Origin of the sequence: Exiguobacterium alkaliphilum 12/1, from assembly GCF_000714435.1 — a bacterium.
GTDB lineage: Bacteria > Bacillota > Bacilli > Exiguobacteriales > Exiguobacteriaceae > Exiguobacterium > Exiguobacterium alkaliphilum.
Genome location: NZ_JJMW01000015.1, coordinates 105,787 through 130,857, shown reverse-complemented (window position 1 = coordinate 130,857; position 25,071 = coordinate 105,787). Strand labels below are relative to the sequence as shown.

Annotated in this window: 26 protein-coding genes; 2 read left to right on the top strand and 24 right to left on the bottom strand. The window is 52.5% G+C overall.

Features of this window, described 5'->3' with window-relative positions:
* Window positions 1-8 precede the first annotated feature (8 nt).
* From pheS to infC, 8 genes are all read right to left on the bottom strand, one after another.
* Complete coding sequence (gene pheS / locus RT52_RS02130; RefSeq protein ID WP_034814798.1) at window positions 9-1,031, bottom strand: phenylalanine--tRNA ligase subunit alpha; 1,023 nt, start codon at window positions 1,029-1,031, stop codon at window positions 9-11.
* 297 nt (window positions 1,032-1,328) lie between these two features.
* Window positions 1,329-2,075: a TrmH family RNA methyltransferase gene (locus tag RT52_RS02125; protein ID WP_034814797.1), complete on the bottom strand. Its 747-nt coding sequence runs from the start codon at window positions 2,073-2,075 to the stop codon at window positions 1,329-1,331.
* A gap of 1 nt (window position 2,076) precedes the next feature.
* Window positions 2,077-3,156: a M42 family metallopeptidase gene (locus RT52_RS02120; RefSeq protein ID WP_034809358.1), complete on the bottom strand. Its 1,080-nt coding sequence runs from the start codon at window positions 3,154-3,156 to the stop codon at window positions 2,077-2,079.
* 23 nt (window positions 3,157-3,179) lie between these two features.
* Complete coding sequence (locus RT52_RS02115; protein ID WP_034809356.1) at window positions 3,180-3,662, bottom strand: dUTP diphosphatase; 483 nt, start codon at window positions 3,660-3,662, stop codon at window positions 3,180-3,182.
* A 23-nt stretch (window positions 3,663-3,685) separates the two neighbouring features.
* On the bottom strand, window positions 3,686-3,940 hold the full coding sequence (locus RT52_RS02110; RefSeq protein ID WP_034809355.1) for a hypothetical protein: 255 nt from the start codon (window positions 3,938-3,940) through the stop codon (window positions 3,686-3,688).
* Between the two features lie 84 nt (window positions 3,941-4,024).
* Window positions 4,025-4,384, bottom strand: a complete 360-nt coding sequence (gene rplT / locus RT52_RS02105) for a 50S ribosomal protein L20 (RefSeq protein WP_021065642.1) — start codon at window positions 4,382-4,384, stop codon at window positions 4,025-4,027.
* Window positions 4,385-4,412: 28 nt separating this feature from the next.
* Window positions 4,413-4,607, bottom strand: coding sequence for a 50S ribosomal protein L35 (gene rpmI / locus RT52_RS02100; protein WP_012726697.1), 195 nt, complete (start codon window positions 4,605-4,607; stop codon window positions 4,413-4,415).
* A 30-nt stretch (window positions 4,608-4,637) separates the two neighbouring features.
* On the bottom strand, window positions 4,638-5,168 hold the full coding sequence (gene infC / locus RT52_RS02095; protein ID WP_034809354.1) for a translation initiation factor IF-3: 531 nt from the start codon (window positions 5,166-5,168) through the stop codon (window positions 4,638-4,640).
* Between the two features lie 338 nt (window positions 5,169-5,506).
* Here infC and RT52_RS02090 point away from each other — a divergent pair, with 338 nt between their 5' ends.
* Entirely contained in the window at window positions 5,507-5,716 is a 210-nt protein-coding gene (locus RT52_RS02090) for a hypothetical protein (protein ID WP_034809352.1), read from the top strand.
* Window positions 5,717-5,746: 30 nt separating this feature from the next.
* On the opposite strand, the gene RT52_RS02085 is transcribed toward RT52_RS02090, so the two are convergent.
* From RT52_RS02085 to RT52_RS02050, 8 genes are all read right to left on the bottom strand, one after another.
* A complete protein-coding gene (locus RT52_RS02085) occupies window positions 5,747-6,613 on the bottom strand; it encodes a DUF1002 domain-containing protein (RefSeq protein WP_034809350.1) in 867 nt (288 codons plus the stop codon).
* Window positions 6,614-6,725: 112 nt separating this feature from the next.
* The gene (thrS, locus tag RT52_RS02080; RefSeq protein WP_034809348.1) at window positions 6,726-8,663 is read right to left on the bottom strand and encodes a threonine--tRNA ligase; all 1,938 of its coding nucleotides are present in this window, start codon (window positions 8,661-8,663) and stop codon (window positions 6,726-6,728) included.
* A 304-nt stretch (window positions 8,664-8,967) separates the two neighbouring features.
* On the bottom strand, window positions 8,968-9,882 hold the full coding sequence (dnaI, locus tag RT52_RS02075) for a primosomal protein DnaI (RefSeq protein ID WP_034809344.1): 915 nt from the start codon (window positions 9,880-9,882) through the stop codon (window positions 8,968-8,970).
* Window positions 9,883-9,887: 5 nt separating this feature from the next.
* Window positions 9,888-11,240 (bottom strand): DnaD domain protein, encoded by a 1,353-nt coding sequence (locus tag RT52_RS02070; protein ID WP_034814796.1) that lies wholly within the window; start codon window positions 11,238-11,240, stop codon window positions 9,888-9,890.
* Between the two features lie 40 nt (window positions 11,241-11,280).
* Window positions 11,281-11,748 (bottom strand): transcriptional regulator NrdR, encoded by a 468-nt coding sequence (gene nrdR / locus RT52_RS02065; protein WP_024371392.1) that lies wholly within the window; start codon window positions 11,746-11,748, stop codon window positions 11,281-11,283.
* A gap of 15 nt (window positions 11,749-11,763) precedes the next feature.
* On the bottom strand, window positions 11,764-12,132 hold the full coding sequence (locus RT52_RS02060) for a hypothetical protein (protein ID WP_034814795.1): 369 nt from the start codon (window positions 12,130-12,132) through the stop codon (window positions 11,764-11,766).
* A 111-nt stretch (window positions 12,133-12,243) separates the two neighbouring features.
* The gene (speD, locus tag RT52_RS02055; RefSeq protein ID WP_024371390.1) at window positions 12,244-12,630 is read right to left on the bottom strand and encodes an adenosylmethionine decarboxylase; all 387 of its coding nucleotides are present in this window, start codon (window positions 12,628-12,630) and stop codon (window positions 12,244-12,246) included.
* A gap of 231 nt (window positions 12,631-12,861) precedes the next feature.
* A complete protein-coding gene (locus RT52_RS02050; RefSeq protein WP_034814793.1) occupies window positions 12,862-13,893 on the bottom strand; it encodes a glyceraldehyde-3-phosphate dehydrogenase in 1,032 nt (343 codons plus the stop codon).
* Window positions 13,894-14,047: 154 nt separating this feature from the next.
* Here RT52_RS02050 and RT52_RS02045 point away from each other — a divergent pair, with 154 nt between their 5' ends.
* Window positions 14,048-14,530 (top strand): site-2 protease family protein, encoded by a 483-nt coding sequence (locus tag RT52_RS02045; RefSeq protein ID WP_034814791.1) that lies wholly within the window; start codon window positions 14,048-14,050, stop codon window positions 14,528-14,530.
* A 45-nt stretch (window positions 14,531-14,575) separates the two neighbouring features.
* On the opposite strand, the gene coaE is transcribed toward RT52_RS02045, so the two are convergent.
* From coaE to citZ, 8 genes are all read right to left on the bottom strand, one after another.
* A complete protein-coding gene (gene coaE, locus RT52_RS02040; protein WP_034814789.1) occupies window positions 14,576-15,181 on the bottom strand; it encodes a dephospho-CoA kinase in 606 nt (201 codons plus the stop codon).
* Window positions 15,182-15,193: 12 nt separating this feature from the next.
* The gene (mutM, locus tag RT52_RS02035; RefSeq protein WP_034814787.1) at window positions 15,194-16,018 is read right to left on the bottom strand and encodes a DNA-formamidopyrimidine glycosylase; all 825 of its coding nucleotides are present in this window, start codon (window positions 16,016-16,018) and stop codon (window positions 15,194-15,196) included.
* 20 nt (window positions 16,019-16,038) lie between these two features.
* A complete protein-coding gene (polA, locus tag RT52_RS02030) occupies window positions 16,039-18,636 on the bottom strand; it encodes a DNA polymerase I (protein ID WP_034814785.1) in 2,598 nt (865 codons plus the stop codon).
* A gap of 208 nt (window positions 18,637-18,844) precedes the next feature.
* Window positions 18,845-20,572, bottom strand: a complete 1,728-nt coding sequence (gene pnpS / locus RT52_RS02025; RefSeq protein ID WP_034814784.1) for a two-component system histidine kinase PnpS — start codon at window positions 20,570-20,572, stop codon at window positions 18,845-18,847.
* Window positions 20,569-21,273, bottom strand: coding sequence for a response regulator transcription factor (locus RT52_RS02020; RefSeq protein WP_034814782.1), 705 nt, complete (start codon window positions 21,271-21,273; stop codon window positions 20,569-20,571). The genes pnpS and RT52_RS02020 overlap by 4 nt, the downstream gene beginning before the upstream one ends.
* A 185-nt stretch (window positions 21,274-21,458) precedes the next feature.
* Complete coding sequence (gene mdh / locus RT52_RS02015; RefSeq protein WP_034814780.1) at window positions 21,459-22,394, bottom strand: malate dehydrogenase; 936 nt, start codon at window positions 22,392-22,394, stop codon at window positions 21,459-21,461.
* A 30-nt stretch (window positions 22,395-22,424) separates the two neighbouring features.
* The gene (gene icd / locus RT52_RS02010) at window positions 22,425-23,693 is read right to left on the bottom strand and encodes an NADP-dependent isocitrate dehydrogenase (protein WP_156028763.1); all 1,269 of its coding nucleotides are present in this window, start codon (window positions 23,691-23,693) and stop codon (window positions 22,425-22,427) included.
* A gap of 113 nt (window positions 23,694-23,806) precedes the next feature.
* Window positions 23,807-24,919, bottom strand: a complete 1,113-nt coding sequence (citZ, locus tag RT52_RS02005; RefSeq protein WP_034809309.1) for a citrate synthase — start codon at window positions 24,917-24,919, stop codon at window positions 23,807-23,809.
* Window positions 24,920-25,071: the final 152 nt, after the last annotated feature.

Genomic DNA, 25,071 nt, shown 5'->3' with positions numbered 1-25,071 from the left:
GGTCCCCCTTAGAATTGCTCGATGAAGCGTAAGTCGTTTGTATAGAAGTGACGAATGTCGTCGACGCCGTGTTTGAGCATCGCCATCCGCTCGACACCGATGCCGAACGCGAAACCTGACATTTTCGTCGAATCGTAGCCCGCCATTTCGAGCACGCGTGGATGTACCATGCCGGCGCCCAAGATTTCAATCCAGCCAGTCCCTTTGCAGACGTTACAGCCTTTTCCGCCACACTTGAAACACGAAATATCGACTTCGACCGACGGCTCTGTGAACGGGAAGAAGCTTGGACGGAGACGAATCTCACGCGTCTCACCGAACAGTTGTTTGACGAACGCCTCGAGCGTCCCTTTCAAGTCGGCCATCGAGATGTGTTCATCGACGACGAGCCCTTCGATTTGCAAGAATTGGTGCGAATGGGTCGCGTCGTCCTCATCCCGACGATACACTTTCCCCGGGCAGATGATGCGAATCGGTTCACCGTTTGCGAGTAACATCGTCCGTGCCTGAACCGGAGACGTATGCGTCCGGAGTAACGTCTCGTCCGTGATGTAGAACGAGTCTTGCATGTCGCGGGCCGGATGGTCTTTTGGAAGATTGAGCATCTCGAAGTTATACAAGTCCGTCTCGACTTCTGGTCCTTCGGCAATCGTGTAGCCGAGCCCGACGAACAGATCTTCCATCTCGTCGACGATTTGCTGGAGTAGATGCGTATGCCCCGGGAGCGATGTACGTCCTGGTAACGTCACATCGATGGCCTCAGCGGCGAGTTTTGCTTCAAGCTCTGTCGCCTTCACCGACTCGATGCGTGTCTCGAGCGCTTCTTGGATTGCGGCGCGTACCGTGTTCGCAAGATCGCCGACGACCGGGCGTTCTTCCGGTGAGAGCTTGCCCATGCCGCGTAACACCTCGGTCATCGGTCCTTTCTTTCCTAAGTACTTGATGCGGACTTCGTTCAACGCCTTTTGTGTCGAGGCGACCTCAATCTCTTGAAGGGCTTCCTGTTGTAACGCTTGTAACTGTTCTTTCATCAATAATTCCTCCTCTACAAAAAAAGTCCCTTCAGTCATTGACTGAAGGGACGAATCATCGCGGTACCACCCTACTTGGCCCGAAGGCCCACTTGAGAGCATCGGTATCGAGATGCCAACCCGGTGTTGTCTCCAACACGACTCCAGAGTGAATTCGGCGCCGCCCGAGGCGTCGGCTTCCAATCACGGCCGATGCTCCCTGTACTCGTTCGGTAGTTCGCGTACTATGCTCTTTCAACGTCTATCGTATATCGTTCAATATAATTAACCTATCATGAAACAGAATTGCTGACAAGATTAACGTAAGGCGATCCGGTACATGAGAATCCCAGCCGCGACCGCCGCGTTCAGCGACTCGGCGTCGCCGAGCATCGGAATGTGCACCCGGGTGTCACAGAGGGCAAGGACGTCCGCATGGACGCCTTGGGCTTCGTTCCCGATGACAAGCGCGACGCGGTCCCCAAAATCGATTTGGTCGTACGACTTGGCTTTTTCGAGCGCCGTCCCGTATACGTGGAACCCGTCACTTTTCAATTCCGGTAACGTCTCAAGTAAATCGACCGTGCGCACGTTCACGTGGAACAGTGAACCTTGCGTCGCCCGGACCGCCTTGGCGTTGTAGGGGTCGACCGTCCCTTTGCCGAGCAATACCGTATCGAACCCGGCGGCGTCTGCCGTCCGAATCATTGTCCCGAGGTTACCGGGGTCTTGAATCCGATCGAGGACGAGCACGTGTTTCATCTTCCGTTCGACCGGAGACATGTTGACGACCGCGAACACGCCTTGCGTCTTCTCCGTCTCAGACAAGATGTCCGCCACGTGATCAGAGAGCTCGAGGACGGGCATCTGATCAAGACGCCACGAACGCTTCGGCGTGTATGATTCGCCGACAATGAGCTGCACGAGCCGACCTGCACGAATCGCCTCGTCAACCAAATGCTCGCCTTCGACAAGGAACTGGCCGGACTCTTGTCTGCCTTTTTTCGTCATCAAGCGTTTCAATCGTTTAATCGTCTCGCTTTTCGTTGACGTGATTTTCGTCATATTATCCCTCTTTCAGCCATTGGACCGTCTTGTCGTCCAACCGTTTTGTGAGTGCGACGACGAGTTCGACGGCCGCCTCATAATCCGCTTTATGGATAATCGAGACGTTCGTATGCAAGTAACGGACCGGTACCGTGAGCGCGACCGCAGGCATCCCGATTCCAGATAAGTGGAAACGGCCTGCGTCCGTTCCGCCGCCTGGCGTCAAGTCGAGTTGATACTTGATGTCGTTTTCCTTCGCGACATCTACAATCAAGTCGATGAGTCGTGGGTTCGTGATGGTCGTCGCATCAAAGAAAATCACTTGAACCCCTTCGCCTAGCTTCGACAATCCTTCGGCAGCCGTCATGCCTGGCGTGTCACCCGGGATACCCGTGTCGACCGCGATGGCGACGTCCGGCTTGAGCATGTTGGCTGCCGTGACGGCACCACGCAATCCGACTTCTTCTTGAACGGTCGCGCCGGTGAAGACGACACCTGGGGCCTGATCTTCTTTTAATCGCTTCGCCGCCTCAATGGCGATGGCACAGCCGATTCGGTTATCCCACGCCTTGGCCATCAAGAAGTCTTCATTCTTCATGACCGTGAACTCGCAATGCGGCACGACCGTATCACCCGGACGGATGCCCCATTCCGCGACTTGCTCTTTTGACGTCGCCCCGATATCTAAGAACATGTCTTTGATCTCGACCGGTTTCTTCCGGGCTTCCATCGGCAAGACGTGCGGTGGTTTCGCCCCAATGACGCCAGGAATCTTTTCCCCAGAGCGCGTCACGACGTCCATCCGCTGGGCGAGCAGCACTTGATTCCACCAGCCCCCGAGCGCTTGGAAGCGAAGGAACCCGCCTTCTTCAATCCGTGTGACCATGAAACCGACTTCATCCATGTGGCCGGCAATCATGACACGTGGGCCATCGGCGTCTCCGGTCACACGACCGAACAAGCTACCGAGGCCGTCTTGTTCGAACGACTCGACGTGTGGTTCGAGGTATTCGCGCATGAGACTTCGCACTTCCCCTTCGTTCCCTGGTACGCCTGTCGCATCAGTCAATCGTTTCAACATATGTAAGGATTCATTCATCTCTAGATCGCTCCCTTGTCCGATTAATAGCCTTGATCTTGTCGCTCATGGTTTTGTTTATTTTTCGAGACATACGCCAACATAATCAATTCTTCATTGAAGCCTAACGTATATCCGAGTTCGAGATATGCCGCCATCAGCGTCTCGTACATCGCTTCCGTTTTCGACAAACCAAAGTTCGTCACTTTTCGGAATACGTCTAAAAAAGCATCAGTCGCATCAAGATACGAGCTACCGGCCGGGAACGACTCCCGTTCGTATCCGAGGGCGAGGCCGAGCGACAGTAAGAAGTGAATGCCGTCGACATACTCCTCTAAGATCACGTCTTGAGGCGACGGGCCTTTCGTCGACCAAAATTTAAAACTACGGGTCTCATTGGCGAGTTCCCCCAGTTCGACGAGCAAAGCGAGTAACCGCTCATCAAATTGGTTCCCGGATAATTGATGTTCTTCTTTGATCCGTTCGTCCAAACGACGTTGCTGATCAAATAATGTTGTCCAGTTCACCGGTTGCTCCTCCTATTCTCCACTTAAAGCAGTACTAAAATCATTAAAGACCAGCCCACTGCTAAAATCAATACTTGTAATTGGACGCTTTTTGGGGCATGAACGGACTTTTTCCGTGTCAAATGAAGCCCGAACAGCGCACCGATCGCGCCGCCCGCATAGGCGTATAGTATGTTGAATTCACCGTTGCCGTGCGTATAGTTTTTCGCTTGGACGTACGTGAAGACGTTCAAGACGATGAGCGCTAACGCGACGATGGCCAGAACCGATTGATCCATGCGTTCCCCTCCTTCTCTTCATCTTAAGAAATTCACGAGAAAAAAGAAAGCGCCGAGATAAGGTCTCGGCGCTTTCGTTTGAACTTAAGCGTTCAATTTTGATTTAGCTGTGTCAGCGAGTGACGCGAACGCTTGTGCATCCGTCACAGCAAGCTCAGCAAGCATCTTACGGTTGATGTCGATCCCTGCAAGCTTGAGGCCGTGCATCATACGGCTGTATGAGAGGCCGTTCGTACGTGCTGCCGCATTGATACGTGTGATCCAAAGACGACGGAAATCACGTTTCTTCTGACGACGGTCACGGTATGCGTACATGAGTGACTTCATGACTTGTTGTTTTGCTACTTTAAAGAGAATGTGTTTCGAGCCAAAGTAACCTTTGGCCAATTTGATTTGCTTTTTACGACGTTGACGAGTCGTATATCCGCCTTTTACGCGTGGCATATGGTTTCCCTCCTAAATTCTTTCTGTATTACTTCGCGATCATGTTGCGAATGCGTTTGAAGTCTCCAGCTGATACGATAGCGCCTTTACGGAGCTTACGTTTTGCTTTTGTCGATTTGTTAGCGAACAAGTGACTTGTGTAAGCGTGCGAACGCTTGAGTTTACCTGATGCAGTACGTTTGAAACGTTTTGAAGCACCACGGTGCGATTTCATTTTCGGCATGAGTATTTCCTCCCCACTATGACTCGATGATTAATCTTCTTTCTTCGGAGCCAGCACTAAGAACATGCTGCGTCCTTCCATCTTCGGCTTTTGCTCAACAGTTGCCAAATCGGCACATTCCGCCGCCAATTTCTCCATGACGCGTTTCCCGATTTCAGAGTGCGTGATGGCACGTCCGCGGAAGCGGATTGACGCCTTCACTTTGTTTCCGTTCTCGAGGAACTTACGCGCGTTACGCAACTTCGTCTGGAAATCGTTTTCCTCGATCGTTGGGCTGAGACGCACTTCTTTCATCTGGATGACTTTTTGGTTTTTACGCGCTTCTTTTTCCTTCTTTTGAAGTTCGAAACGGTATTTCCCATAGTCCATGATTTTGGCGACCGGTGGGTTAGCTTTGTCGGCGACCAAGACAAGGTCAAGTTCAGCCTCTTCCGCTAAACGCAATGCCTCATTGCGCGATTGCACACCGAGTTGTGCACCGTCCGCTCCAATTAGGCGAACTTCACGGGCACGAATGTTTTCGTTGATAAAGAGCTCTTTGCTAATGGTTAGCACCTCCATCGTGCGAATGCACGAGTTTTAGATTGATAAGACAACATGGCAATAAAAAAAGCGTCGGCAGTTTCCCGCCCACACATCATTTCGGAGTCAACAGAGACGAATGCTCGGCTGCTTCACGTACATGATGGACCTGACCGAATCTGTTCGGACGAGGTGAGAAGCGGGCGCTTCTGCTTTGTTGTATTTAATCACTATGTCATCTTAACACTAGCAGGAAAAGATGTCAAGAATTCGCGCATGAATAATTGGTAGCTCACACTTTTATGATGATAACAGTCATTCCATCGTTTCGCAATACCTTTTGCGAGGGAATAAAAATAAAAAAGGGAGGGATGGCCATGAATTGGCGTAAAGATGTAGGCAGCGATCACGATTATCATGACCAAGTCGAACGCATCGTCACCGAGACGATGCGACACCATGGGTTAGAAGATGAAAAGTTAAAAGCCGTACTGACCGATTTATTAGAAGAGATGAACCGCATCACCCTTAAGATCGTCGATGACAACAAGAGCGCCCGCGACTACATTTATAAACGCTGGTATTAAAAAAGGGCTCGCGCCCTTTTTTTTGTATAGTTAGTTCGTCAACGATTTGAAGAAGTTACTCAGTGCGGCGAACAACCGGGCGAAGAAGCCTTTCACTTCTTCTTGCTCGAGGAACGCTTGAACGTTTTGTCCGGCCCCTTTCAACCCGTCACTGATCGATGCCCAGTCAAGGTTCGCTTGTTGCATGTTTTCAAATAGCCCCGTCAATTGGTTCAACTGCGTGTCTGACAGTTGGACGTTGTTTTGATTGAGCACTTGAATGACGATGTCACGAATTTCGATGTTCGTCTCTGGTTTCTGGTTGGCGATCGCCGCCTTGATGTCGTTCATGAGCCCGGCGACATCCTCTTGTCCGACCGCTTTGCCGATCTCCGACGTGACGGCGAGCTCTTCTTGGGCGAGCGCCTTACGTTCTTCTGTCAGTTCGATGCCCGTCTCACTAGCGGTGACGTCATACGCCTTCATGATGCCTGTGAGAGCGGACGTACCGGTCACGCGAATCGGTGACGTGATGTAAATGTCCGCATCGGTCACGCCGGCCGTGACGAGTGCATTCGCATACATGTCTTCTGTCACCCATGTGACGTTCTCTGTCTTAATGTTCAATCCGCTGCCTTCCTCCATCAATTTGATGCGGGCTGACGAGTACATGCCACCCCCGCGCTGGGCTTGTGGAACCGCGTCACCTAAATACTTCTCTTCATCGGCCACTGTCGTGATAATCGGGTCGATTCCGGCCGGTGCCTCGACACGTTCGAGCACCCACTGCTGCTGGTTCGAGGAAAGCGACTCCCCGAGCGTGACGATTGTATCGTCCACGATGGCTTCTGCGTTTACTTTTGGTATCATGCTCGTCGCGACGACCGAACCGATCGTCAGCGCTACGAATGGTTTCATAAAATTCAAAATGATCACTCCTTTCTTCTACCTTACGTGTTCTCACACCTATTCCGCATCCGTCTTTAGACCGAAAAGAAGACCATCCTTCGTCGAAGGACGGTCTCCTCAGTTAACGTGAACGGTTGGCGATTTCCGCAGTCAATGACGCGATAAATTCGTCAAGTGAAGCCGAAACTTGTTCTTGTTGGCCGTAACGGCGAATGTTGACCGCCCGCTCATCGCGCTCTTTATCGCCGAGCACGAGCGTCATCGGGATTTTCTTCATCTGTGCTTCGCGAATCTTATAGCCGAGCTTCTCGTCACGGAGATCCGTCTCGACGCGGACGCCGCGCTTGACGAGCTCCGCTTTCACTTCCGCGACATAGTCATCGTGGACATGCGAGACCGGAATCAATTTCACTTGAACCGGTGCGAGCCATGTCGGGAATGCGCCTTTATACTCCTCAATCAAGTAAGCGACGAAACGCTCCATCGTCGAGACGACCCCACGGTGAAGGACGATCGGGCGATGGTCTTTCCCGTCCGGTCCTGTGTACGTCAAGTCGAACCGCTCTGGGAGCAAGAAGTCGAGTTGAACCGTCGAGAGCGTCTCTTCTTTGCCGAGCGCCGTCCGGACTTGGACGTCAAGCTTCGGTCCGTAGAACGCCGCTTCGCCTTCGGCCTCGAAATACGGGAGGCCGAGCTCGTCCATCGTCTCTTTCAATTGACGCTGGGCCGTCTCCCAAATCGCATCGTTGTCGAAGTACTTCTCCTTGTCCGCCGGGTCACGGTACGACAAGCGGAAACGATAATCTTTAATCCCGAAGTCAGCGTACACTTCTTGAATCAAGTGGACGATGTCTTTGAACTCTTGCTTCATCTGTTCCGGTGTGACGAACGTGTGCCCGTCATTGAGCACCATGTAACGGACGCGCTGCAAGCCTGTGAGCGCCCCAGACATCTCATAACGGTGCATGCCGCCGAGTTCGGCGATCCGAAGTGGGAGTTCACGGTACGAACGTGGCTCGTGTTTGTAGATTGTCATATGGTGCGGACAGTTCATCGGACGAAGGACGAGTTCTTCGTTGTCCATCTCCATTTTCGGGAACATGTCGTCTTGATAGTGGTCCCAGTGTCCAGACGTCTTATACAAATCGACCGAACCGAGCACCGGCGTATAGACGTGCTGATAACCGAGTTCGAGTTCTTTGTCGACGATATAGCGCTCGACCGTGCGACGAATCGAGGCGCCTTTCGGGAGCCACATCGGCAGACCTTGACCGACTTCTTGCGAGACGAAGAAGAGATCGAGCTCTTTCCCGAGTTTACGATGGTCACGCTCTTTCGCTTCTTCAAGGAGACGCAAGTGTTCTGCGAGCTGTTCTTTCGTCGCCCATGCTGTCCCGTAGATGCGTTGCAACATTTTGTTGTCGGAATCGCCACGCCAGTAGGCCCCGGCGACGCTCATCAATTTGAACACTTTCAATTTCGATGTCGATGCGACGTGCGGTCCACGGCACAAGTCGAAAAATTCGCCTTGATGATACATCGTGAGCGTCTGGTCGGCCGGGATGTCTTCGAGCAATTCGATTTTGAGTGGGTCACCGAGTGCCTGATAGCGGGCGAGCGCCTCGTCACGCGAAACGACTTCACGTGTGATGTCGAGGTTCTCATCGACGATGCGTTTCATCATCTTCTCGATTTCAGGCAAATCCTCTTCGTTGATACGACGGTCCATCTCGATGTCGTAATAGAAGCCGTTCTCGATTGTCGGTCCAATCCCGAGGTAAATCGAGCCTTCATCACCGTAAAGGCGCTTGATTGCTTGCGCCATCAAGTGAGCCGTCGAGTGGCGCATTAAGTCGAGGCCGTCCTCGGAGTCCGGCATGACGAGTTCGATGCGACCGTCTTGTTCGATCGGGCGACGATAATCGATCAATTCCCCGTCAATTTTTGCGGCGAGCGCTTTTTTACGGAGGCCCGGGCTAATCGAACCTGCTACTTCTTCTGCTGTGATGCCGGCTTCGAACTCCTTGACGGCACCGTCTGGAAATGTCAAATGAATCATGTAACTTCCCCTCTCTTTTCATAAAAAAATAAAAAAAGCCCATCCCTATGAAAGGGACGAGCTTTGATTCTCGTGGTACCACCCTCGTTCCCAAGCAGACGCTTGGCTCGAACACACGATAACGAGTGTGACTCGCCGCACGATTGACCCGTGCGGTGCTCGGAGGGAGTAAAACGTTCGGCGTGTCTAGGAAGCTCTCACCAACCTTCCCTCGCTTTGAAACCCGTGACGACGTCTCATGTCCTCTGTCATTGCATCCATTATATGCTATTAGTATAGTCAACCCGTTCGAGAAATACAATCCTTACCGGCGACGATTTTCACCTTTCAACTCGATTTGTGTCGTCGTCGTCGAGATGCGCTGCATGAGCCGTTGCGCTTTCATCTTATTTTGCGGGGATCCGTCAATCGAGAAATGGGTCTCGAGCTCTTCGCCACTGAAGTTCGAACTGTATAGCGTCGGTAACCGGTGCATCATCCGGTACTGCAAGATGATGCCGAACAGCTCGTCGCGCACCCACGGGCTAATCGCCTCGGCCCCGATGTCATCAATCAACAGCACGGGCACGTGTTGGAACGACGTCAAAAACGAATCGAACGAGTCGGTCCGGATTTTCCGTTTCGCTTCCGAAACGAAGCCAGGTGCGTGGACGAGAATCGTCTCGATGTCGGCCACTTTCAACTCGTTGGCGATGGCTGCGAGCAGATACGTCTTCCCGACGCCGAAGCTGCCGTGCAGATACAGACCGTTCACTTTCTGTCTCGTCTTCATCCCGGAGACGAACCGCATCGCCTCACGGAGTGCGATTTTACGGGCGTCATCCGACCAATCGAACGATTCAAAGCTCGCTTCACGCACTTCTTCCGGCAAGAACAGGCTCTTGAACTTTCGGTCCATCTCTTTTTGCCGACGCGCTTGACGATGTTTGACCGTTTCCTCGTAACGGATGGCGACTTGTCCGAGGTCGACATAGAGGACGGGCTGATGGCCCGGAATGACGGCGTTCGCCTCGATGAGCACCTTTCCGTCCATCTGTTCGGCATACTCGCTCAGTTTCGTGAAGCCGAGCTCGATTGCCGCCTCATCTAGCTCCGGATGTGCCTTTAAGAAGGCGATCACGCCAGGATGGTCGAGGGTACGCCGACGAATCGACTCGTACGCTTCCCGAACTTCTTTCCGATTCATCATCTGGGCGAGCGTCTGATTGATACGTTCCATGTCCCTCATCCTTTCTCTTTCAACTCATTGAGCAACTTGACGAGTTCAGCGTCATCTGGCACCGACGCCTCGAGCTCTTGTTTTCGTTTCTGGTCGTACGAGCGTTGCTCTTTCGCGTCCTCTTCAAGCCACTTCGGCAGTTCCGTCTGCGGCGTCTTGCGGCGTGAGCCGACCGTCGTCCGTTGCACGTTCTCGCGCTTCTGTTGTTTCTTCTCAATCAACGCGTCTTGTGTCGCTTCTTGGTCGAGCGCATCTTTCGCATGCACATACCCGGCCGTCTTCCAGCTCGTGGCGATGCGCATCACGTAATTCTCACTAAGCCGCGTCTGCTTCTTCACTTCGATGCAGTAATAGAACAGTGCGTTGATGACGCCTGGGGCGAGTCCGAGCGTATCGACCATCTCGATGATGAGTTGTTCGTCGCTCTTCGATAATTGCGGCGTCTTCCGAAGCGTCGAGACGTATTGATGAGGATGCGCCGTCTCCATCACGTTCGGATCGTCCAAGTCCCCGAGTTCGGTCTTCGTCAACTCGTTCGCCTTCGCTTTTCGATGCCTTGTCTGCTTCTTCTTCAGCTGGAGCACCATCTGGCGACAGCCGTCTCGCTTCTCTTGTTCGCTGAGCGGCAAGTACGCTTCATGGACGAAATACTCTTTCAACATTTCGGCCATCAACTCTTCATCGATTTGAGAGACGTAGGCGAGTTTCGTGATGGTCTCATCCAACTTTTTCGTGAAAAAGCCGACCGGGAAGTTCGTCAACTTTTTGACGATGTCCATATCGAACGTATAGTTGATCTCGATTTTCGCACGGTCCGGTTTCTCATAGTTTTTTTGCGTGAACGCCATATGGTTGACGCCTTTGACGTCGAACACCTCGTTAAAATCTTTCGTCACTTCGACGATGCCGGCTGGAAGCGGGTCGATCGTGAATCGACCTTGCAACTGTTTGAAGCGGACCTCGCCTACCTTATAGAAGAGAAAACTCGACAACAGGCCGTCGTTCAAGAACGTGTGCGGCGCGAGCGGGACCCGCAACTGATACACGTACTGCGTGACGCGCGCGTCTTTCGTCTTATACGTTCGCACGAGTCCAATCGCTTCGAGCCGGAACAGGCTGTCCGTCAGCTCGCTAATCGAATACTCGAGCATTTCACATAAGGCGCTGTGTGACATATAATTCGATTTCATTTTCCCAGGTTTCAGTTCACTCCAAAGCGTCTGATAGAGCGCGAGCGCTTTTACCCCGATGACCGGTTGATACAGATGATAGAGCGATTGATAGGACTCGCGATCGACGAGCCCCGTGCTCATGATGAGCAGTTCATCGGTCCCAAAGATGGTCCGTTCTTTTTCCATAGTGATTCTCCCCTGAAAAAAGGCGACCAGAAGGCCGCCCTTAGTTGGTCGATTTTTCTTGCTTCATTAAATCTTCTAGTTCTTTAAAGAACACGGAAATATCTTTGAATTGGCGATACACCGAGGCGAAGCGGACGTACGCCACTTCGTCGACGCGGGCGAGTTCGTTCATGACGAGTTCGCCGACTTGTTCACTCGGAATCTCGGACTGGCCGAGCGCACGTAACTGTTGTTCGACTTTCGTGACGACACCTTCAAGCTGTTCGAGCGTGACCGGACGTTTCTCACAGGCGCGAATGATCCCGCGAAGCACTTTCTCGCGACTGAACTCTTCTCGATTCCCATCTTTCTTGACGATGATGAGCGGCGTTTGTTCAACCGTCTCGAACGTTGTGAACCGATAGCCGCACTGCTCACACTCGCGGCGACGGCGAATTGAATAAAAATCCTGAACTGGACGGGAGTCGAGCACCCTCGTTCCGTTATGATCACATTTAGGACAACGCATGCTCAAGCCTCCTTATCATTCAACAGTTTTGTTTCCGATGGCTCGGAGCGGGAATTTTTGTTGTAACGCCTCATAATACGTCACCACGATTTGACGAAGGTCTGGACCGAAGCGGCTATCCCGGTTCAACGTGAAGTCGACCGCTGTCCGTCCCCCGTCGACTTGAATGACAGTCGCGAGTGCGTCCCATCCGTCACCTTGAAACGCGAGTTCGCCTCGGTCTGCATCGACACGGCGAACCGTCTGCCCTTCTGCCTTGATTGTTTCCTCGAGCCACTTCATGACGGCGTTCGGAGACGCGGCATAGTAACGGGTGCGCAACGCTTCCTGTTTATGCGAATCATCTGTCTGGATATGTGTTTGAAACTTATCGAATACTCCCATTTTCCACCTCAACAACTCATTTATATACGTTAAGCATATCAAAATTAAGGCGTTAACAAAACAATTAAAAGGGCTGACCGAAAATCGGCCAGCCTCAAAAGGTCAATCTGATTATTTGCTGATTGCCACTTGCGCTTCAGGAACACGGATTGGTCCCATTCCACGATCAAGTTTGACGTCTTCACGCACTTTCGCGTCCAAACCTTCAGCGATATACTGCGACGCTGTAGCCGGATCGATGCGGTCCCCACATGTGAACACATCGACTGATGCGTAGCCATGCTCCGGGAAGCTGTGAATCGTCAAGTGCGATTCTGAGATGATCACGACTCCACTCACACCGTGCGGCGCGAATTTGTGGAAAGCAACTTCACGGACTTCAGCGCCCGAGCGAAGTGCTGCATCGACGAACAAGCGCTCGATGTAGTCGATATCGTTCAATTTGTCGGGATTGCACTCCCAAAGTTCTGTAATAATGTGACGTCCCATAGTATCCATATTAGTGGATCCCCCTTTACATCAATGGTCTCAAAGTAGTTGATGATCACTCACTTTGTGCCTGAATCGCCCACAACCACGGGGGCAAGTTAGTCCAGAGAGGTCCTAACCCTTTAAGTTGCGTTTGTCAGACCAATTGAAGTTCACGAGTTAGAGTGTATCGTGTTTGGGACGTCGTTACAAGACATTTGTTTCATTTCTTTAAAAATATTTTTCGTTAAATATATTTTTTTAGGCGTGGGTTTCTTGTTGCCCGATTTGAAGGTAGCTCGCGACCATGTCCAACAAGTCGACGACACGGCATGAATAGCCCCATTCGTTGTCATACCACGCGAGTACTTTGACATGGTTCCCTCCAATCACCATCGTCGAATCCGCATCGATGATGGACGAGCGCTCATCGCCATTGAAATCGATTGAGACGAGCGGTTCGGTCGATACACCGAGAATGCCCGTCATCTCCCCATGGGCCGCACGCTCGAACGCTTCGTTCACTTCATCGACCGTCACGTCCCGGCGCAATTCGACGACGAGGTCGACGAGTGAGACGTTCGGGGTCGGCACCCGGAGCGCCATCCCGTTCAACTTACCTTGAAGCTCTGGCAGTACGAGGCCAATCGCTTTCGCGGCCCCTGTCGAAGTCGGTATAATCGAAGTACCACAAGCACGGGCCCGACGTAAGTCTTTATGCGGGTTGTCGATGTTGTTTTGGTCGTTCGTGTACGCATGCACCGTCGTCACGAGACCGGTCTCGATCCCGAACGTCGAGTCGAGCACTTTGACGACCGGTCCGAGACAGTTCGTCGTACACGAGGCGTTCGAGATGATGTGGTCGTGCTCCGGTGTGTACTCCCGATCATTGACCCCCATCACGATCGTCCGCACGTCGCCTTTACCAGGCGCCGTCAAAATCACTTTCTTCGCTCCGGCCGTCAAATGTTTCGACGCACCGATGTCTGAATTGAACTTCCCAGTCGCTTCAACGACGATTTCAATGTCGAGCTCGCGCCACGGCAACTTCTCCGGGTCTCGCTCGGCCACGAGTTCGATTCGCTTCCCGTCGACGATAAGCGCATCCCCATGCGCTCGAACCGTCAACCCGAACGGTCCGTGGACCGTGTCATGTTTAATCAAATGCGCCAGCGTCTCGGCTGGATAACTCGCATTGATGGCCACGACCTCATGCCGGCCCTCAAGCATCAATTTCCGGAACACCATTCTCCCGATTCGTCCAAATCCATTGATCGCCACTTTCGTCCCCATTCTAGTTCCCCCTTTTTTCTGCGTTACGACACCATTATAACGGATAATTGGAAGCGTTTTCACTATCAATCGTCACATTTCTTTCACTTTTTTACAGTTTGAGTTTTATAAAAGAGGGAAATTCGTTCTAGAGCTTGGAAAGGAGCAATGTTTTATGTTTGGTTGGGGCGACATCGATAAATTCGTCATTTCATTTTTCATCATCTTGCCGATCGTGACATTGATTCATCAATTCGGTCATTTCTTTTTCGCGAAACTGTTCGGTGGATCACTCGACATGGAGATTGGTACGGGGAAAAAATTATTCAAAGTCGGCCGATTGCAGTTCAATCGCGTCTACTTTTATGATGCGTGGTGTCAATTCACCGATTTAAAAGTGAGCAATCGTCTGACGAGGAGCCTCGTCTATGCCGGCGGATCGCTTTTCAACTTGGCGAGCATCTTAATCGTGAACGGATTCATCTTGGCACGGGAAATCGAACCGACCATTTATACGTATCAGTTCGCATACTTCTCGTTCTACTATATCTTCTTCTCGCTTTACCCGATTTACTATTCCAACGGTCACCCGAGCGACGGTCGCGCCATCTATGACACGTGGCGAAAAGGTAGACCCGAATCCGACCCGCTCAATTAAAAGACGCACCCCTTGAATGAGGATGCGTCTTCACGAAAGAAGGCGTCAGACGCCTTCTTTTTTCGTGTCCCGAAACTGATTGACGAGCCGATCGACTTGAGGCGGCAGTTCACCGAGCGCCCCGTTATTGTTAATCAAGTAGTCTGCTTGATGTTTTTTCTCTTCAATCGGGATTTGGGCATGAATCCGGGCGAGTGCTTCCTCTTTCGTCAAGCCGTTCCGTTCCATGAGCCGCATCAATTGAATCTCTTCCCGGCAATAGACGACGACCGTGTAGTCGACAAGATCGCGCATCGTCCCTTCGAACAAGAGCGGGATGTCGAAGATGACGACCGTCTCGCCCGACTCTGCGTACCCTTTCATCTCTTCGACCATCTCTTCCCGGATGGCGGGGTGCATGAGTTGATTGAGGAGTTGACGTTTCGCATCGTCATGAAAAATCTCGCGCCCGAGCGCCGGTCGATTCAATCGATCCCCGTCGAAACACGCCGGGAACGCTTCACGGACTGCGGCGAACGCTTTTCCATTCGGCTCGATGACCTTACGGGCAATTTGATCGGCATCGATAATCGGGATGCCACGTTGTCGAAACAGGCGTGAGACGGTCGACTTCCCGGTCGCGATTCCGCCTGTCAAACCAATCTTCAACATCTTCTCCACCTCTTACTGTTGGCAGTGCGGACAGTAATGCGTACCCCGTCCGCCTAGTTTCATCTTCTCAATCGACCGGCCGCACTTCTGGCACGGGTTGCCGGTCTGTCCGTAGACGTAAAGTGTCTCTTGGAACGTGCCGGTCGCCCCGTCTGGATTCGTGTAGCTCCGAATCGTGCTCCCCCCTCGCTCAATCGCCTCGGTCAAGACGGCAATCGCCTCTTGCCGGACCGTCTCAACTTCAGCATATGACAAGCTCGCTGCCGGTCGGGTCGGATGGACACCGGCCCGAAACAGCGTCTCATCGACATAGATGTTACCGAGTCCGACAAAAATGGATTGGTCAAGTAGCGCCGTCTTGATGGCGCGGACGTTCATCCGGCTCAGCCGTCTGTGTAACGCTTCGGCCGTGACATCCGGATCGAACGGCTCGAGCGCGAGAAGCGACAGCGGGGGTGTGACGAATAGTTCCTCATTCGTCTTCAACTCCATCGTCCCGAACTTTCGGACGTCATTGTAATGGAGCGTCGTCCCGTCCGTGAACGTGAAGACGACATGCGAATGTTTGACCGGACTGACTCTTTCGTCATGCGGGAAGAATTTCCCTTCCATCCGTAAGTGCGAAACGAGATATCCGTTCGTCAATTTGAATAAGATGAACTTTCCACGCCGCTCGACGTCTAGAATCGTCTCACCGAGCAAGTGCTCGACGAACTGATCCGGCTCGTGCCCACGGATGATTTTTGCGTCAAACACGTCTACGGCTTCAATCGTTTTTCCGGAGACGAACGGCCGTAATCGACGACAGACCGTCTCCACTTCAGGTAGTTCAGGCATAACAAGTTCCTTTCTAGTCTTTATTTTGTATCAAACCACGTCTCGCCGAACGAGCCGTCGGCGCGAAGCGGTACATCGAGTTGAATCGTGTGCTCCATCGCCTGTTTGACGAGCTTCTCGAGCGCCTCGGTCTCTTCTTTCGGTCCTTCAAAGATGAGTTCATCGTGCACTTGTAACAATAACTTCGACTGGAGTGTCGAGGTTCGAAGCGCCTGATCGACGTCAATCATCGCTTTCTTGATGATATCAGCCGCTGTCCCTTGAATCGGGGTGTTGATGGCTGTCCGCTCCGCGAACCCACGCAGATTGAAATTGCGTGAATGGATGTCTGGGATGTTGCGACGACGCTTCAGCATCGTCTCGACGTATCCGTGTTCACGTGCCCGTTCAATCGCCTCGTCCATGAATCGTTTCACGCCCGGGAACTGTTCGAAATACGTGTCGATGAACGTTTGCGCTTCTTTTCGACTAATCCCAAGGTTTTGTGACAATCCATAATCACTGATGCCATAGATGATGCCGAAGTTGACCGCCTTCGCTTGGCGGCGCATGAGTGACGTCACATCCTCTTTGGCGACTTTGAAAACGTTCGCTGCCGTCGAGGTATGGATGTCTTCGTCATGCAAGAACGCATCGAGCATCTTCTCGTCTTGGGACATGTGCGACATGATCCGTAACTCGATTTGTGAATAGTCGACAGCGTACAGTACCCAGCCCGGTTCGCTTGCTGTGAACGCCTTACGAATCCGGCGTCCCTCCTCGAGTCGAATCGGGATGTTCTGTAAGTTCGGGTTGACCGAAGAGAGACGCCCGGTTTGCGTCAGCGTCTGCGTGTAACGGGTATGAATCTTCCCGTCTTCCTTCACGACTTTTTGCAACCCTTCGACATAGGTCGATTGGAGTTTTCCGAGCTCTCGGTAATGCATGATGTGTTCGATAATCGGATGGAGCGGTGCCAGCTTCTCGAGCACGTCCGCCGCCGTCGAATAGCCGGTCTTCGTCTTCTTGACCGGCGGGAGCGCCAACTTCTCAAATAAGATGACGCCGAGTTGTTTCGGCGAGTTAATATTGAACGCTTCGCCGGCAAGATGGTGAATCTCTGACTCAAGTTGTTCGATCCGGCCACCTAAATCTTGCTCCATCGCCTGCAACGTCGCCACATCGATGTGAATACCGGCCCATTCCATTTCGGCGAGGACCGAGACGAGCGGACGTTCTAAGTCTTCATAGAGCGACGTCTGTTCGTTCTCGACGAGCGCCGCGGCGACATGGTCGAAGAGCGACAAGATCGCCATCGCTTTCTCGGCGAGATGTTGCTCGAGCACGTCACGTTCCGGGATGTGGCGCTTCGCCCCTTTGCCGTAGACGGCATCGTCTTCCGGTAACGTGTGTTCGAAGTGGGCCGCAATCGAATCGAGCGTCGTCCCACCTGACAAGTTGAGCAAATAACCGGCCACGAGCAAGTCCTCGTACCCGACAAGCGTGAGCCCGTTTCGTTTCAGCTGGATGATCGTCTGTTTCGCATCGAGACAGATCGTCCTGCGCGCTTCATCCGCCAGCCATTCTTTAACGATATCGGTCTTAAGGAGCGAGGCGTCACCGACCGTCACGCCCGCACTCGAGGCGATGGCGACACCGATCATCGGTTCTTCGAAATAATCTTCACGCAGTTGCTCGAGGAACAACACGGCACGCGACAAGTCCTGGGCGTCGAGCTCGATGTGCGTCACCTCCTGCCTCGGGGCAGGTTCGACTGCATCTTCATCCGTTTGAAGCTTGCCGATTAGCGATTTGAATTGCAGGCTCATGAAAAGTGGTTTCACTTTCGAGACGTCATACGGGTGGAACGCCAGCTGGTCGACGTCGACCTCAATCGGTACGTCCGTATGGATCGTGGCGAGCTGTTTCGACAGCTTCGCTTCATGCTCGTTCGCCTCTACCTTCTCTTTTTGTTTCCCTTTTAGTTCAGCCGTGTGGGCATACAACCCTTCGACCGATCCGTAGGCGTTCAATAGCTTCAGCGCCGTCTTCTCTCCGACACCCGGGATACCAGGAATGTTATCCGACTTATCGCCCATGAGTCCTTTTAAATCGATCATCTGGCGCGGGTTCAGACCGTCATAGCGCTCTTTAAAGGCCGTTTCATCCATCGTCTCGACATCGGTGATGCCCCGCTTCGTCAAGTAGACGGTGACGCGGTCATCAATCAGTTGTAACAAGTCTTTATCCCCCGTCACAATCGTCACGTTGTCGAACTCGTCTCGCTTCGAGAGCGTCCCGATAATATCGTCAGCCTCATAGTTGTCGAGCTCGAGCACTTGGATGCCAAACGCCTCACAAATCTCGCGGACGATCGGGAACTGTTCACGTAGCTCACCCGGCGTCTTCTCGCGTCCCCCTTTATAGTCCGCATATGTATCGTGGCGGAACGTCTTCTTCGAGGCATCGAACGCGACAGCGAAATGCGTCGGTCGCTCATCTTCCATCAATTTCAATAGCATCATCGTGAACCCGTACACCGCATTCGTGTTCCGGCCCGATGCATCCGTCATCGGAGGCAGCGCGAAAAATGCACGGTACGTCAGAGAATTCCCATCAAGGAGCAGCAATTTATTCATTCTAGTAACCTCCATTCGCTTCTGACTCCATCATATCATACGGGCACATGCGTTCGAAAAAAAAGACCCTTTTCTAGTGACTAGAAAAGGGTCTCCTTCGCGCCCGTGTGGAGATGAGCACCGGACACGACACGAGATGATGAAGAGGTCTCGTCTATAGAATAGCAAGTCTTTGTTAAGACGGTATGAACAGAACGTGAACTCCTTGTTAAGGCAAGGGGAATTCAATCGTGAACGTCGTCCCTTCCCCTTCCACGCTATCGACTTGAATCGTCGCATGATGGAGGTCGACGATGTGCTTGACGATAGCGAGTCCGAGTCCCGTCCCACCGGAGTTCCGACTCCGCGCCTTATCGACGCGATAGAACCGCTCAAAGATGCGGCTTATCTCTTTCTCGGCGATACCAATGCCATTGTCTTTGACGATCAACCTTCCTATCGCGTCATTTCGTTCGACAGCGATTTCGACCCGGCTGCCTTCCGGTGAATAGTTGATCGCGTTCGCGACGAGGTTTAAAATCACCTGCTTGATGCGGTTCATGTCGGCTTGGAGCATCACTTCCCCGTCGTGCCGCGTCTCGAGTTGAATCGATTTCCGCTCAGCCTTCTGGCTCAAGACGAGACTTACTTCTTCTACAAGTTGATTCAACTGCACTGGCGTGAACTCCAAATGAAAATCTTCCCGTTCGAGCCGCGACAATTCGAGTAAATCTTCGACGAGCATCTGCATCCGAGTCGCTTCTTTTTGAATGATATCGAGGAACTGGTCTCGCAGCTCCGGCACTTCTTTCGCCCCGTCGAGGAGCGTCTCACTGAAGCCACGAATCGACGTGAGCGGCGTCTTCAACTCGTGACTGACGTTGGCGACGAAGTCTTTGCGCATCTTCTCGAGCCGCTTCAGTTCACTAATATCGTTGAACAAGAGAGTCGTGCCACGGAGCATCCCCGTATCGCTGAAGATCGGCGCCGCCGATACCATATACGTCCGTTGATTGAATCCGGTCCGAATCGACAATTGACGCCGATGCGGTTCTTCGGTCAAATAGACGTCTTCGATTAACGTCTCGACGTCCGGACTCGGTAAAATCCCGTGATAAAACTGGCCAATCATCAACTCATCGTATTGGAACATGTCCCGATACGACCGGTTCACGAGTGTGACGATGCCGCGTTCGTCGACGAGTAAAAGACCGGCCCCCATATATTCGATGAGCGATTCGAGCCGTGCCCGCTGGACCGCCTCTCCGAGTGAAATCGTTTCGAGGTTCCGCGCGAGGACGTTAATCGATCCGGCCAGACTCCCCGTCTCGGCATCGTTTCGCAACTCATAGACGCGGGCCCGATAGTTCCCATCGGCGAGTTCGCGCAAGACGATCGTCGCCTCATCGATTGGCCGAATGAATTGGTTCGTCAAATTGTGGAGCACGAACAAGATGATGAAGAATGAAAAGAACAAGGCAAAAGCGATCGTCATCCAAATGCGGTTGTATACACTCTCTAAATCCGAGACGTAACGGATGAAGCTGAGGTACACCGTTTCCTCCGACGACAACGTGATCGGTTTCGTGAACTGAATCAAGTCGTCACGTGTGGCGTTCCCGAACTCCCCGTCACTCGAGATCGTCTCCGGGTCAACGCGATATTCGAACGACCCGACACGGAACGGGGTACCCGCGATGACTTGCATGTTTCGATTGAGCAGTAAGATATCGAAACTGCTCTCGTCATCGATTTGGCCCACATAATCTTGAATCTCGTTCAACTCCCCGCCATCGAGATATAGGGCGGCGAGTTTCGTATCTTCTTTCAAACGGTCGCGCTCCGAGTCCAAGTAGAAATCTTTGAACAGCTGACCGAGCACGATCCCGAGCGTGAGCAACACACCCGTGACAAGCAGGATGAGCGTCGTTAAAAAGCGCGAGCGATACGTCTTCATTCGGACATCGGCTCTTCCATCTTATAGCCGAGTCCACGAATCGTCTTAATATACGACGGTTTCTTCGTCACCGGCTCAATCTTTTCGCGCAAGTGGCTGATGTGCACATCGACGATTCGCGTGTCCCCGACAAAGTCGTAATTCCAAATCGCAGACAAGAGTTGATCTCGCGTCAAGACACGCCCTTTGTTCTTCGCCAAATAAGCGAGGAGTTCGAACTCTTTCGGGGTCAGTTCGAGACGTTCCCCTTTTTTGAACACCTCGTAATTCGATGTGACGATCTTCACGTCACCAATCTCGATGACATCCTCATCGACCGCGGCGACCTCGGCCGGGGCCGAACGTCGAAGAATCGCTTTCACGCGGGCGACGACTTCTCGTGGGCTGAACGGTTTCGTCAAATAATCGTCCGCCCCGAGCTCGAGACCGAGCACTTTATCAAACTCATCATCCTTTGCTGTCAGCATCAAGATTGGAGTATTTACTTTTTGTTGACGCAGTCGCTTGCATACCTCGAGCCCGTCCATCTCCGGCAACATCAAATCGAGCACGATGAGTACCGCGTCTTGTCTCTCCGCAAGCTCAAGACCGGTCTTCCCGTCATGGGCAGTCTCCACTTCAAATCCTGCTTGCTCCAAGTTAAATTTCAACAACGTCGCAATCGACACTTCATCATCGACAACAATCACTTTATCGGCCACACGTGTTCCTCCTCTAATGTCTTCTTCATGTTCCATTTTACAAAGCAATCGCGCCCGACACCAACTTCAAAGCAAATCTTTACAAAAACAAAACAAATCCACGTTCTATCCCAAGTGTAGCACGGTCCAATCCGTTTCATCTCCACAAAAAAGTCCTGCCCACGATTGTGGACAGGACTTCCTCGTCATGTAAGGACGTTCAAGACAGACCGGACGGAGTCGGCTGAACGCTGAAGCGCAGCCGTCTCGTCTTCCGTCAACTCAAGTTCGAGCACACGCTCAATCCCGTTCGCGCCAAGAATCGTCGGGACACCAAGGTAGAGGTCGTGGAAACCGTATTCGCCGTCGAGATACGCGATGGCCGGCAAGATTCGACGCTGGTCTTTTAAAATCGCTTCGACCATCTCGACGATGGCGGCAGCCGGCGCATAGTAGGCCGACCCGTTCCCAAGGAGCTGGACAATTTCTCCGCCACCTTTTCGAGTCCGATTCACAATCGCTTCGATTTGGTCATGCGACAACAGTTTCTCGAGCGGGATGCCCCCTGCATACGAATAGCGGATGAGCGGGACCATGTCATCCCCGTGCCCACCGAGCACGAAGCCGGAGACGTCTTTCACCGAGACGTTCAACGCCTCGGCGACGAACGTCCGGAATCTTGCCGTATCGAGGACACCCGATTGTCCGATGACACGTTCTTTCGGGAAGCCCGACTCTTTGAACGCGGCATACGTCATCGCGTCGACCGGGTTCGTCAAGACGATCAAAATCGCATCTGGTGAATATCGTGCCACTTCTTTCGTGACCGCTCGCATCACGTTGGCGTTCGTCGAGACGAGGTCGTCCCGACTCATGCCTGGCTTGCGCGCGATGCCTGCCGTGATGACGACGATATCTGACCCGGCCGTGTCCGCATAGTCTGACGTCCCGGTGATCCACGAGTCAAACCCTTGAATCGGCGCCGTCTCTTGCATATCGAGCGCCTTTCCTTTCGTCGGGTTTTCGTTGTCTTTCATATCGAGCAGGACGACGTTACCGAGTTCTTTTTGAGCCAAATACAGTGCCGTCGTGGCGCCTGTGAATCCGCTACCGATCACCGAGATCTTATTGCGACGAATCATTGTGCTCTCCCCCTTGGTTTGGCTGATGTCTTACATGTTTTTGATCAATTCATCCGCAAACTCTGAACACTTCACTTCTGTCGCGCCGTCCATGAGACGGGCAAAATCGTACGTGACGACTTTTGAAGCGATCGTTTTCTCCATCGAGTTGATGATGAGGTCAGCCGCTTCGTTCCAGTTCATATGACGGAGCATCATTTCTCCAGACAAGATGACCGATGACGGGTTGACCTTGTCGAGGCCGGCATACTTCGGTGCCGTCCCGTGTGTCGCTTCGAAAATGGCGTGGCCTGTCACGTAGTTGATGTTCGCTCCAGGTGCGATCCCGATTCCGCCGACTTGGGCAGCGAGTGCGTCCGAGATGTAGTCACCGTTCAAGTTCATCGTCGCGACGACATCGAACTCACGCGGACGTGTCAAAATCTGTTGCAAGAAGATGTCGGCAATCGAATCTTTTACGATGATTTTACCTTCTGCCTCGGCTTTAGCTTGTGCATCGTTTGCAGCCGCTTCGCCTGACTCTTCTTTGATGCGGTCATACTGTGCCCATGTGAAGACTTTGTCGCCGTATTCTTCCTCAGCGAGCTCGTAGCCCCAGTTTTTGAAGGCGCCTTCTGTGAACTTCATGATGTTGCCTTTATGGACGAGCGTGAGCGATTTACGGTTGTTCGCAATCGCGTACTCGAGCGCGGCACGAACAAGGCGTTTCGTTCCTTCAGACGATACCGGCTTGATGCCGATACCAGATGTTTCTGGGAAACGGATCTTGTTGACGTTCATCTCTTCTTTCAAGAAAGTAATCAACTTCTTCACTTCGTCGCTGCCTGATGCGTACTCGATCCCTGCGTAGATGTCTTCTGTGTTCTCGCGGAAGATGACCATGTCTGTATCCTCTGGGCGTTTGACCGGTGAAGGAACGCCTGTGAAGTAACGGACCGGGCGCAAGCATGTGTACAAGTCGAGTTCTTGACGGAGTGCGACGTTGAGTGAGCGAATCCCGCCGCCGACCGGCGTCGTCAATGGACCTTTGATGGCAATCAAATATTCACGGATTTCATCAAGCGTCTCGTTCGGGAGCCATTCACCTTTTTGGTTGAACGCCTTCTCCCCAGCGTACACTTCCATCCATTCGATTTTCTTCTCGCCGCCATATGCCTTCTCGACAGCTGCATCAAAGACGCGAACTGCTGCGTTCCAAATATCAGGACCTGTGCCGTCCCCGATGATGAATGGAATCGTTGGTACGTTTGGTACGTTGAGCGCACCGTTTTCTACAGTAATTTTCTGACCTTGTGTCAACATATGAATCCCCCTAAGTACATTACTGTAGGCCGACGCTTGCGCCGACCTACGTCACTTGTTAGTTTACCAAAGTTTATGTCTAAATTGTGACTCGATCTTTTTCGTTCGCCTTAGCGCTCGTTGACCGGCACGTAAGAACGATGCGCTTCGCCGACATATTCCGCACGTGGACGGATGAGACGGTTGTCTGCGTATTGCTCGAGGATGTGGGCGATCCACCCAGACATCCGTGACACGGCGAAAATCGGCGTGAACAACTCTTCGTCAAGACCGAGCGCATAGTATGTGGATGCCGAATAGAAATCGACGTTCGGCTTCAAGCCTTTTTCCGTCTCGACGAGGTGGTCGATTTTCTCCGACATTTCGTACCATTCCGGCTCACCGATTTGGGCTGTCAATTGACGGCTCATCTCTTTCAAGTGTTTCGCCCGTGGGTCGCCGTCCTTGTAGACGCGGTGACCGAAGCCCATGATTTTCTCACGACGCTCGAACTTGCCGCGAACGTAATCCTCGACTTTATCGACCGATCCGATTTCATGCAACATCTTCATGACCGCCTCGTTGGCACCGCCGTGGAGCGGGCCTTTCAATGCACCCATCGCCGCCGTCACGCCCGAATACATATCCGAGAGTGTCGCGACACAGACGCGGGCCGTGAACGTCGATGCGTTCAATTCATGGTCGGCGTGCAAGATGAGCGCTTTGTCGATCGTCTTCTCAGCGACTTCACTCGGCTCTTCTCCGTTCAACATGTAGAGGAAGTTGGCCGCATACGACAAGCCTTGCTTCGGCGCGACGGGTTGCTCCCCTTTACGAAGTCGTGCGAACGCCGTCACGATCGTCGCGATTTGCGCTTGAAGCCGAATCGCTTTACGCATGTTCGCCTCGTCACTCATATCTTCTGACTCGTCGTCATAAAGAGCGAGTTGCGAGAGCGCTGTGCGAATCGTCGCCATCGCGTTCGCCGATTTCGGTGCCCGCTCGAGCGTCGCGATGACGTCTTCCGGTAACTTCGCCTCCTTCACGAGTGCTGCTGAAAGTGTATTTAATTCGTCCGCTTTAGGAAGACGATCGTTCCATAACAAGAAGACGACTTCTTCAAACGTGGCGTGGTCCGCCAAATCATCAATTGTGTACCCTCCGTAAGTCAATTGTCCATCGATAATCGAACTTACTTTCGAGGCTGCTGCCACAATCCCTTCTAACCCTTTTGTTGTTGACATCCATAACTCCCCCTCAGTCTTTAAAAGTGGTCGACCGTATGAAACCAGTCTATGTGTAGGGAATAAGAACGGCCGCCGAACGCTTTCCCCACGATCGTGTTTCGACGCCAACCCGTCCTGTCCTCCATTCAGTATAAACAATTTACTGAAAA

Excerpts from the sequence above, each read along its gene's own strand:
- pheS (WP_034814798.1), bottom strand. The coding sequence starts at position 1,031 with ATGAAAGAACAGTTACAAGCGTTACAACAGGAAGCCCTTCAAGAGATT.
- RT52_RS02125 (WP_034814797.1), bottom strand. The coding sequence starts at position 2,075 with ATGACGAAAATCACGTCAACGAAAAGCGAGACGATTAAACGATTGAAA.
- RT52_RS02120 (WP_034809358.1), bottom strand. The coding sequence starts at position 3,156 with ATGAATGAATCCTTACATATGTTGAAACGATTGACTGATGCGACAGGC.
- RT52_RS02110 (WP_034809355.1), bottom strand. The coding sequence starts at position 3,940 with ATGGATCAATCGGTTCTGGCCATCGTCGCGTTAGCGCTCATCGTCTTG.
- rplT (WP_021065642.1), bottom strand. The coding sequence starts at position 4,384 with ATGCCACGCGTAAAAGGCGGATATACGACTCGTCAACGTCGTAAAAAG.
- rpmI (WP_012726697.1), bottom strand. The coding sequence starts at position 4,607 with ATGCCGAAAATGAAATCGCACCGTGGTGCTTCAAAACGTTTCAAACGT.
- infC (WP_034809354.1), bottom strand. The coding sequence starts at position 5,168 with ATGGAGGTGCTAACCATTAGCAAAGAGCTCTTTATCAACGAAAACATT.
- RT52_RS02090 (WP_034809352.1), top strand. The coding sequence starts at position 5,507 with ATGAATTGGCGTAAAGATGTAGGCAGCGATCACGATTATCATGACCAA.
- RT52_RS02085 (WP_034809350.1), bottom strand. The coding sequence starts at position 6,613 with ATGAAACCATTCGTAGCGCTGACGATCGGTTCGGTCGTCGCGACGAGC.
- thrS (WP_034809348.1), bottom strand. The coding sequence starts at position 8,663 with ATGATTCATTTGACATTTCCAGACGGTGCCGTCAAGGAGTTCGAAGCC.
- dnaI (WP_034809344.1), bottom strand. The coding sequence starts at position 9,882 with ATGGAACGTATCAATCAGACGCTCGCCCAGATGATGAATCGGAAAGAA.
- RT52_RS02070 (WP_034814796.1), bottom strand. The coding sequence starts at position 11,240 with ATGGAAAAAGAACGGACCATCTTTGGGACCGATGAACTGCTCATCATG.
- nrdR (WP_024371392.1), bottom strand. The coding sequence starts at position 11,748 with ATGCGTTGTCCTAAATGTGATCATAACGGAACGAGGGTGCTCGACTCC.
- RT52_RS02060 (WP_034814795.1), bottom strand. The coding sequence starts at position 12,132 with ATGGGAGTATTCGATAAGTTTCAAACACATATCCAGACAGATGATTCG.
- speD (WP_024371390.1), bottom strand. The coding sequence starts at position 12,630 with ATGGATACTATGGGACGTCACATTATTACAGAACTTTGGGAGTGCAAT.
- RT52_RS02050 (WP_034814793.1), bottom strand. The coding sequence starts at position 13,893 with ATGGGGACGAAAGTGGCGATCAATGGATTTGGACGAATCGGGAGAATG.
- RT52_RS02045 (WP_034814791.1), top strand. The coding sequence starts at position 14,048 with ATGTTTGGTTGGGGCGACATCGATAAATTCGTCATTTCATTTTTCATC.
- coaE (WP_034814789.1), bottom strand. The coding sequence starts at position 15,181 with ATGTTGAAGATTGGTTTGACAGGCGGAATCGCGACCGGGAAGTCGACC.
- mutM (WP_034814787.1), bottom strand. The coding sequence starts at position 16,018 with ATGCCTGAACTACCTGAAGTGGAGACGGTCTGTCGTCGATTACGGCCG.
- polA (WP_034814785.1), bottom strand. The coding sequence starts at position 18,636 with ATGAATAAATTGCTGCTCCTTGATGGGAATTCTCTGACGTACCGTGCA.
- pnpS (WP_034814784.1), bottom strand. The coding sequence starts at position 20,572 with ATGAAGACGTATCGCTCGCGCTTTTTAACGACGCTCATCCTGCTTGTC.
- mdh (WP_034814780.1), bottom strand. The coding sequence starts at position 22,394 with ATGATTCGTCGCAATAAGATCTCGGTGATCGGTAGCGGATTCACAGGC.
- citZ (WP_034809309.1), bottom strand. The coding sequence starts at position 24,919 with ATGTCAACAACAAAAGGGTTAGAAGGGATTGTGGCAGCAGCCTCGAAA.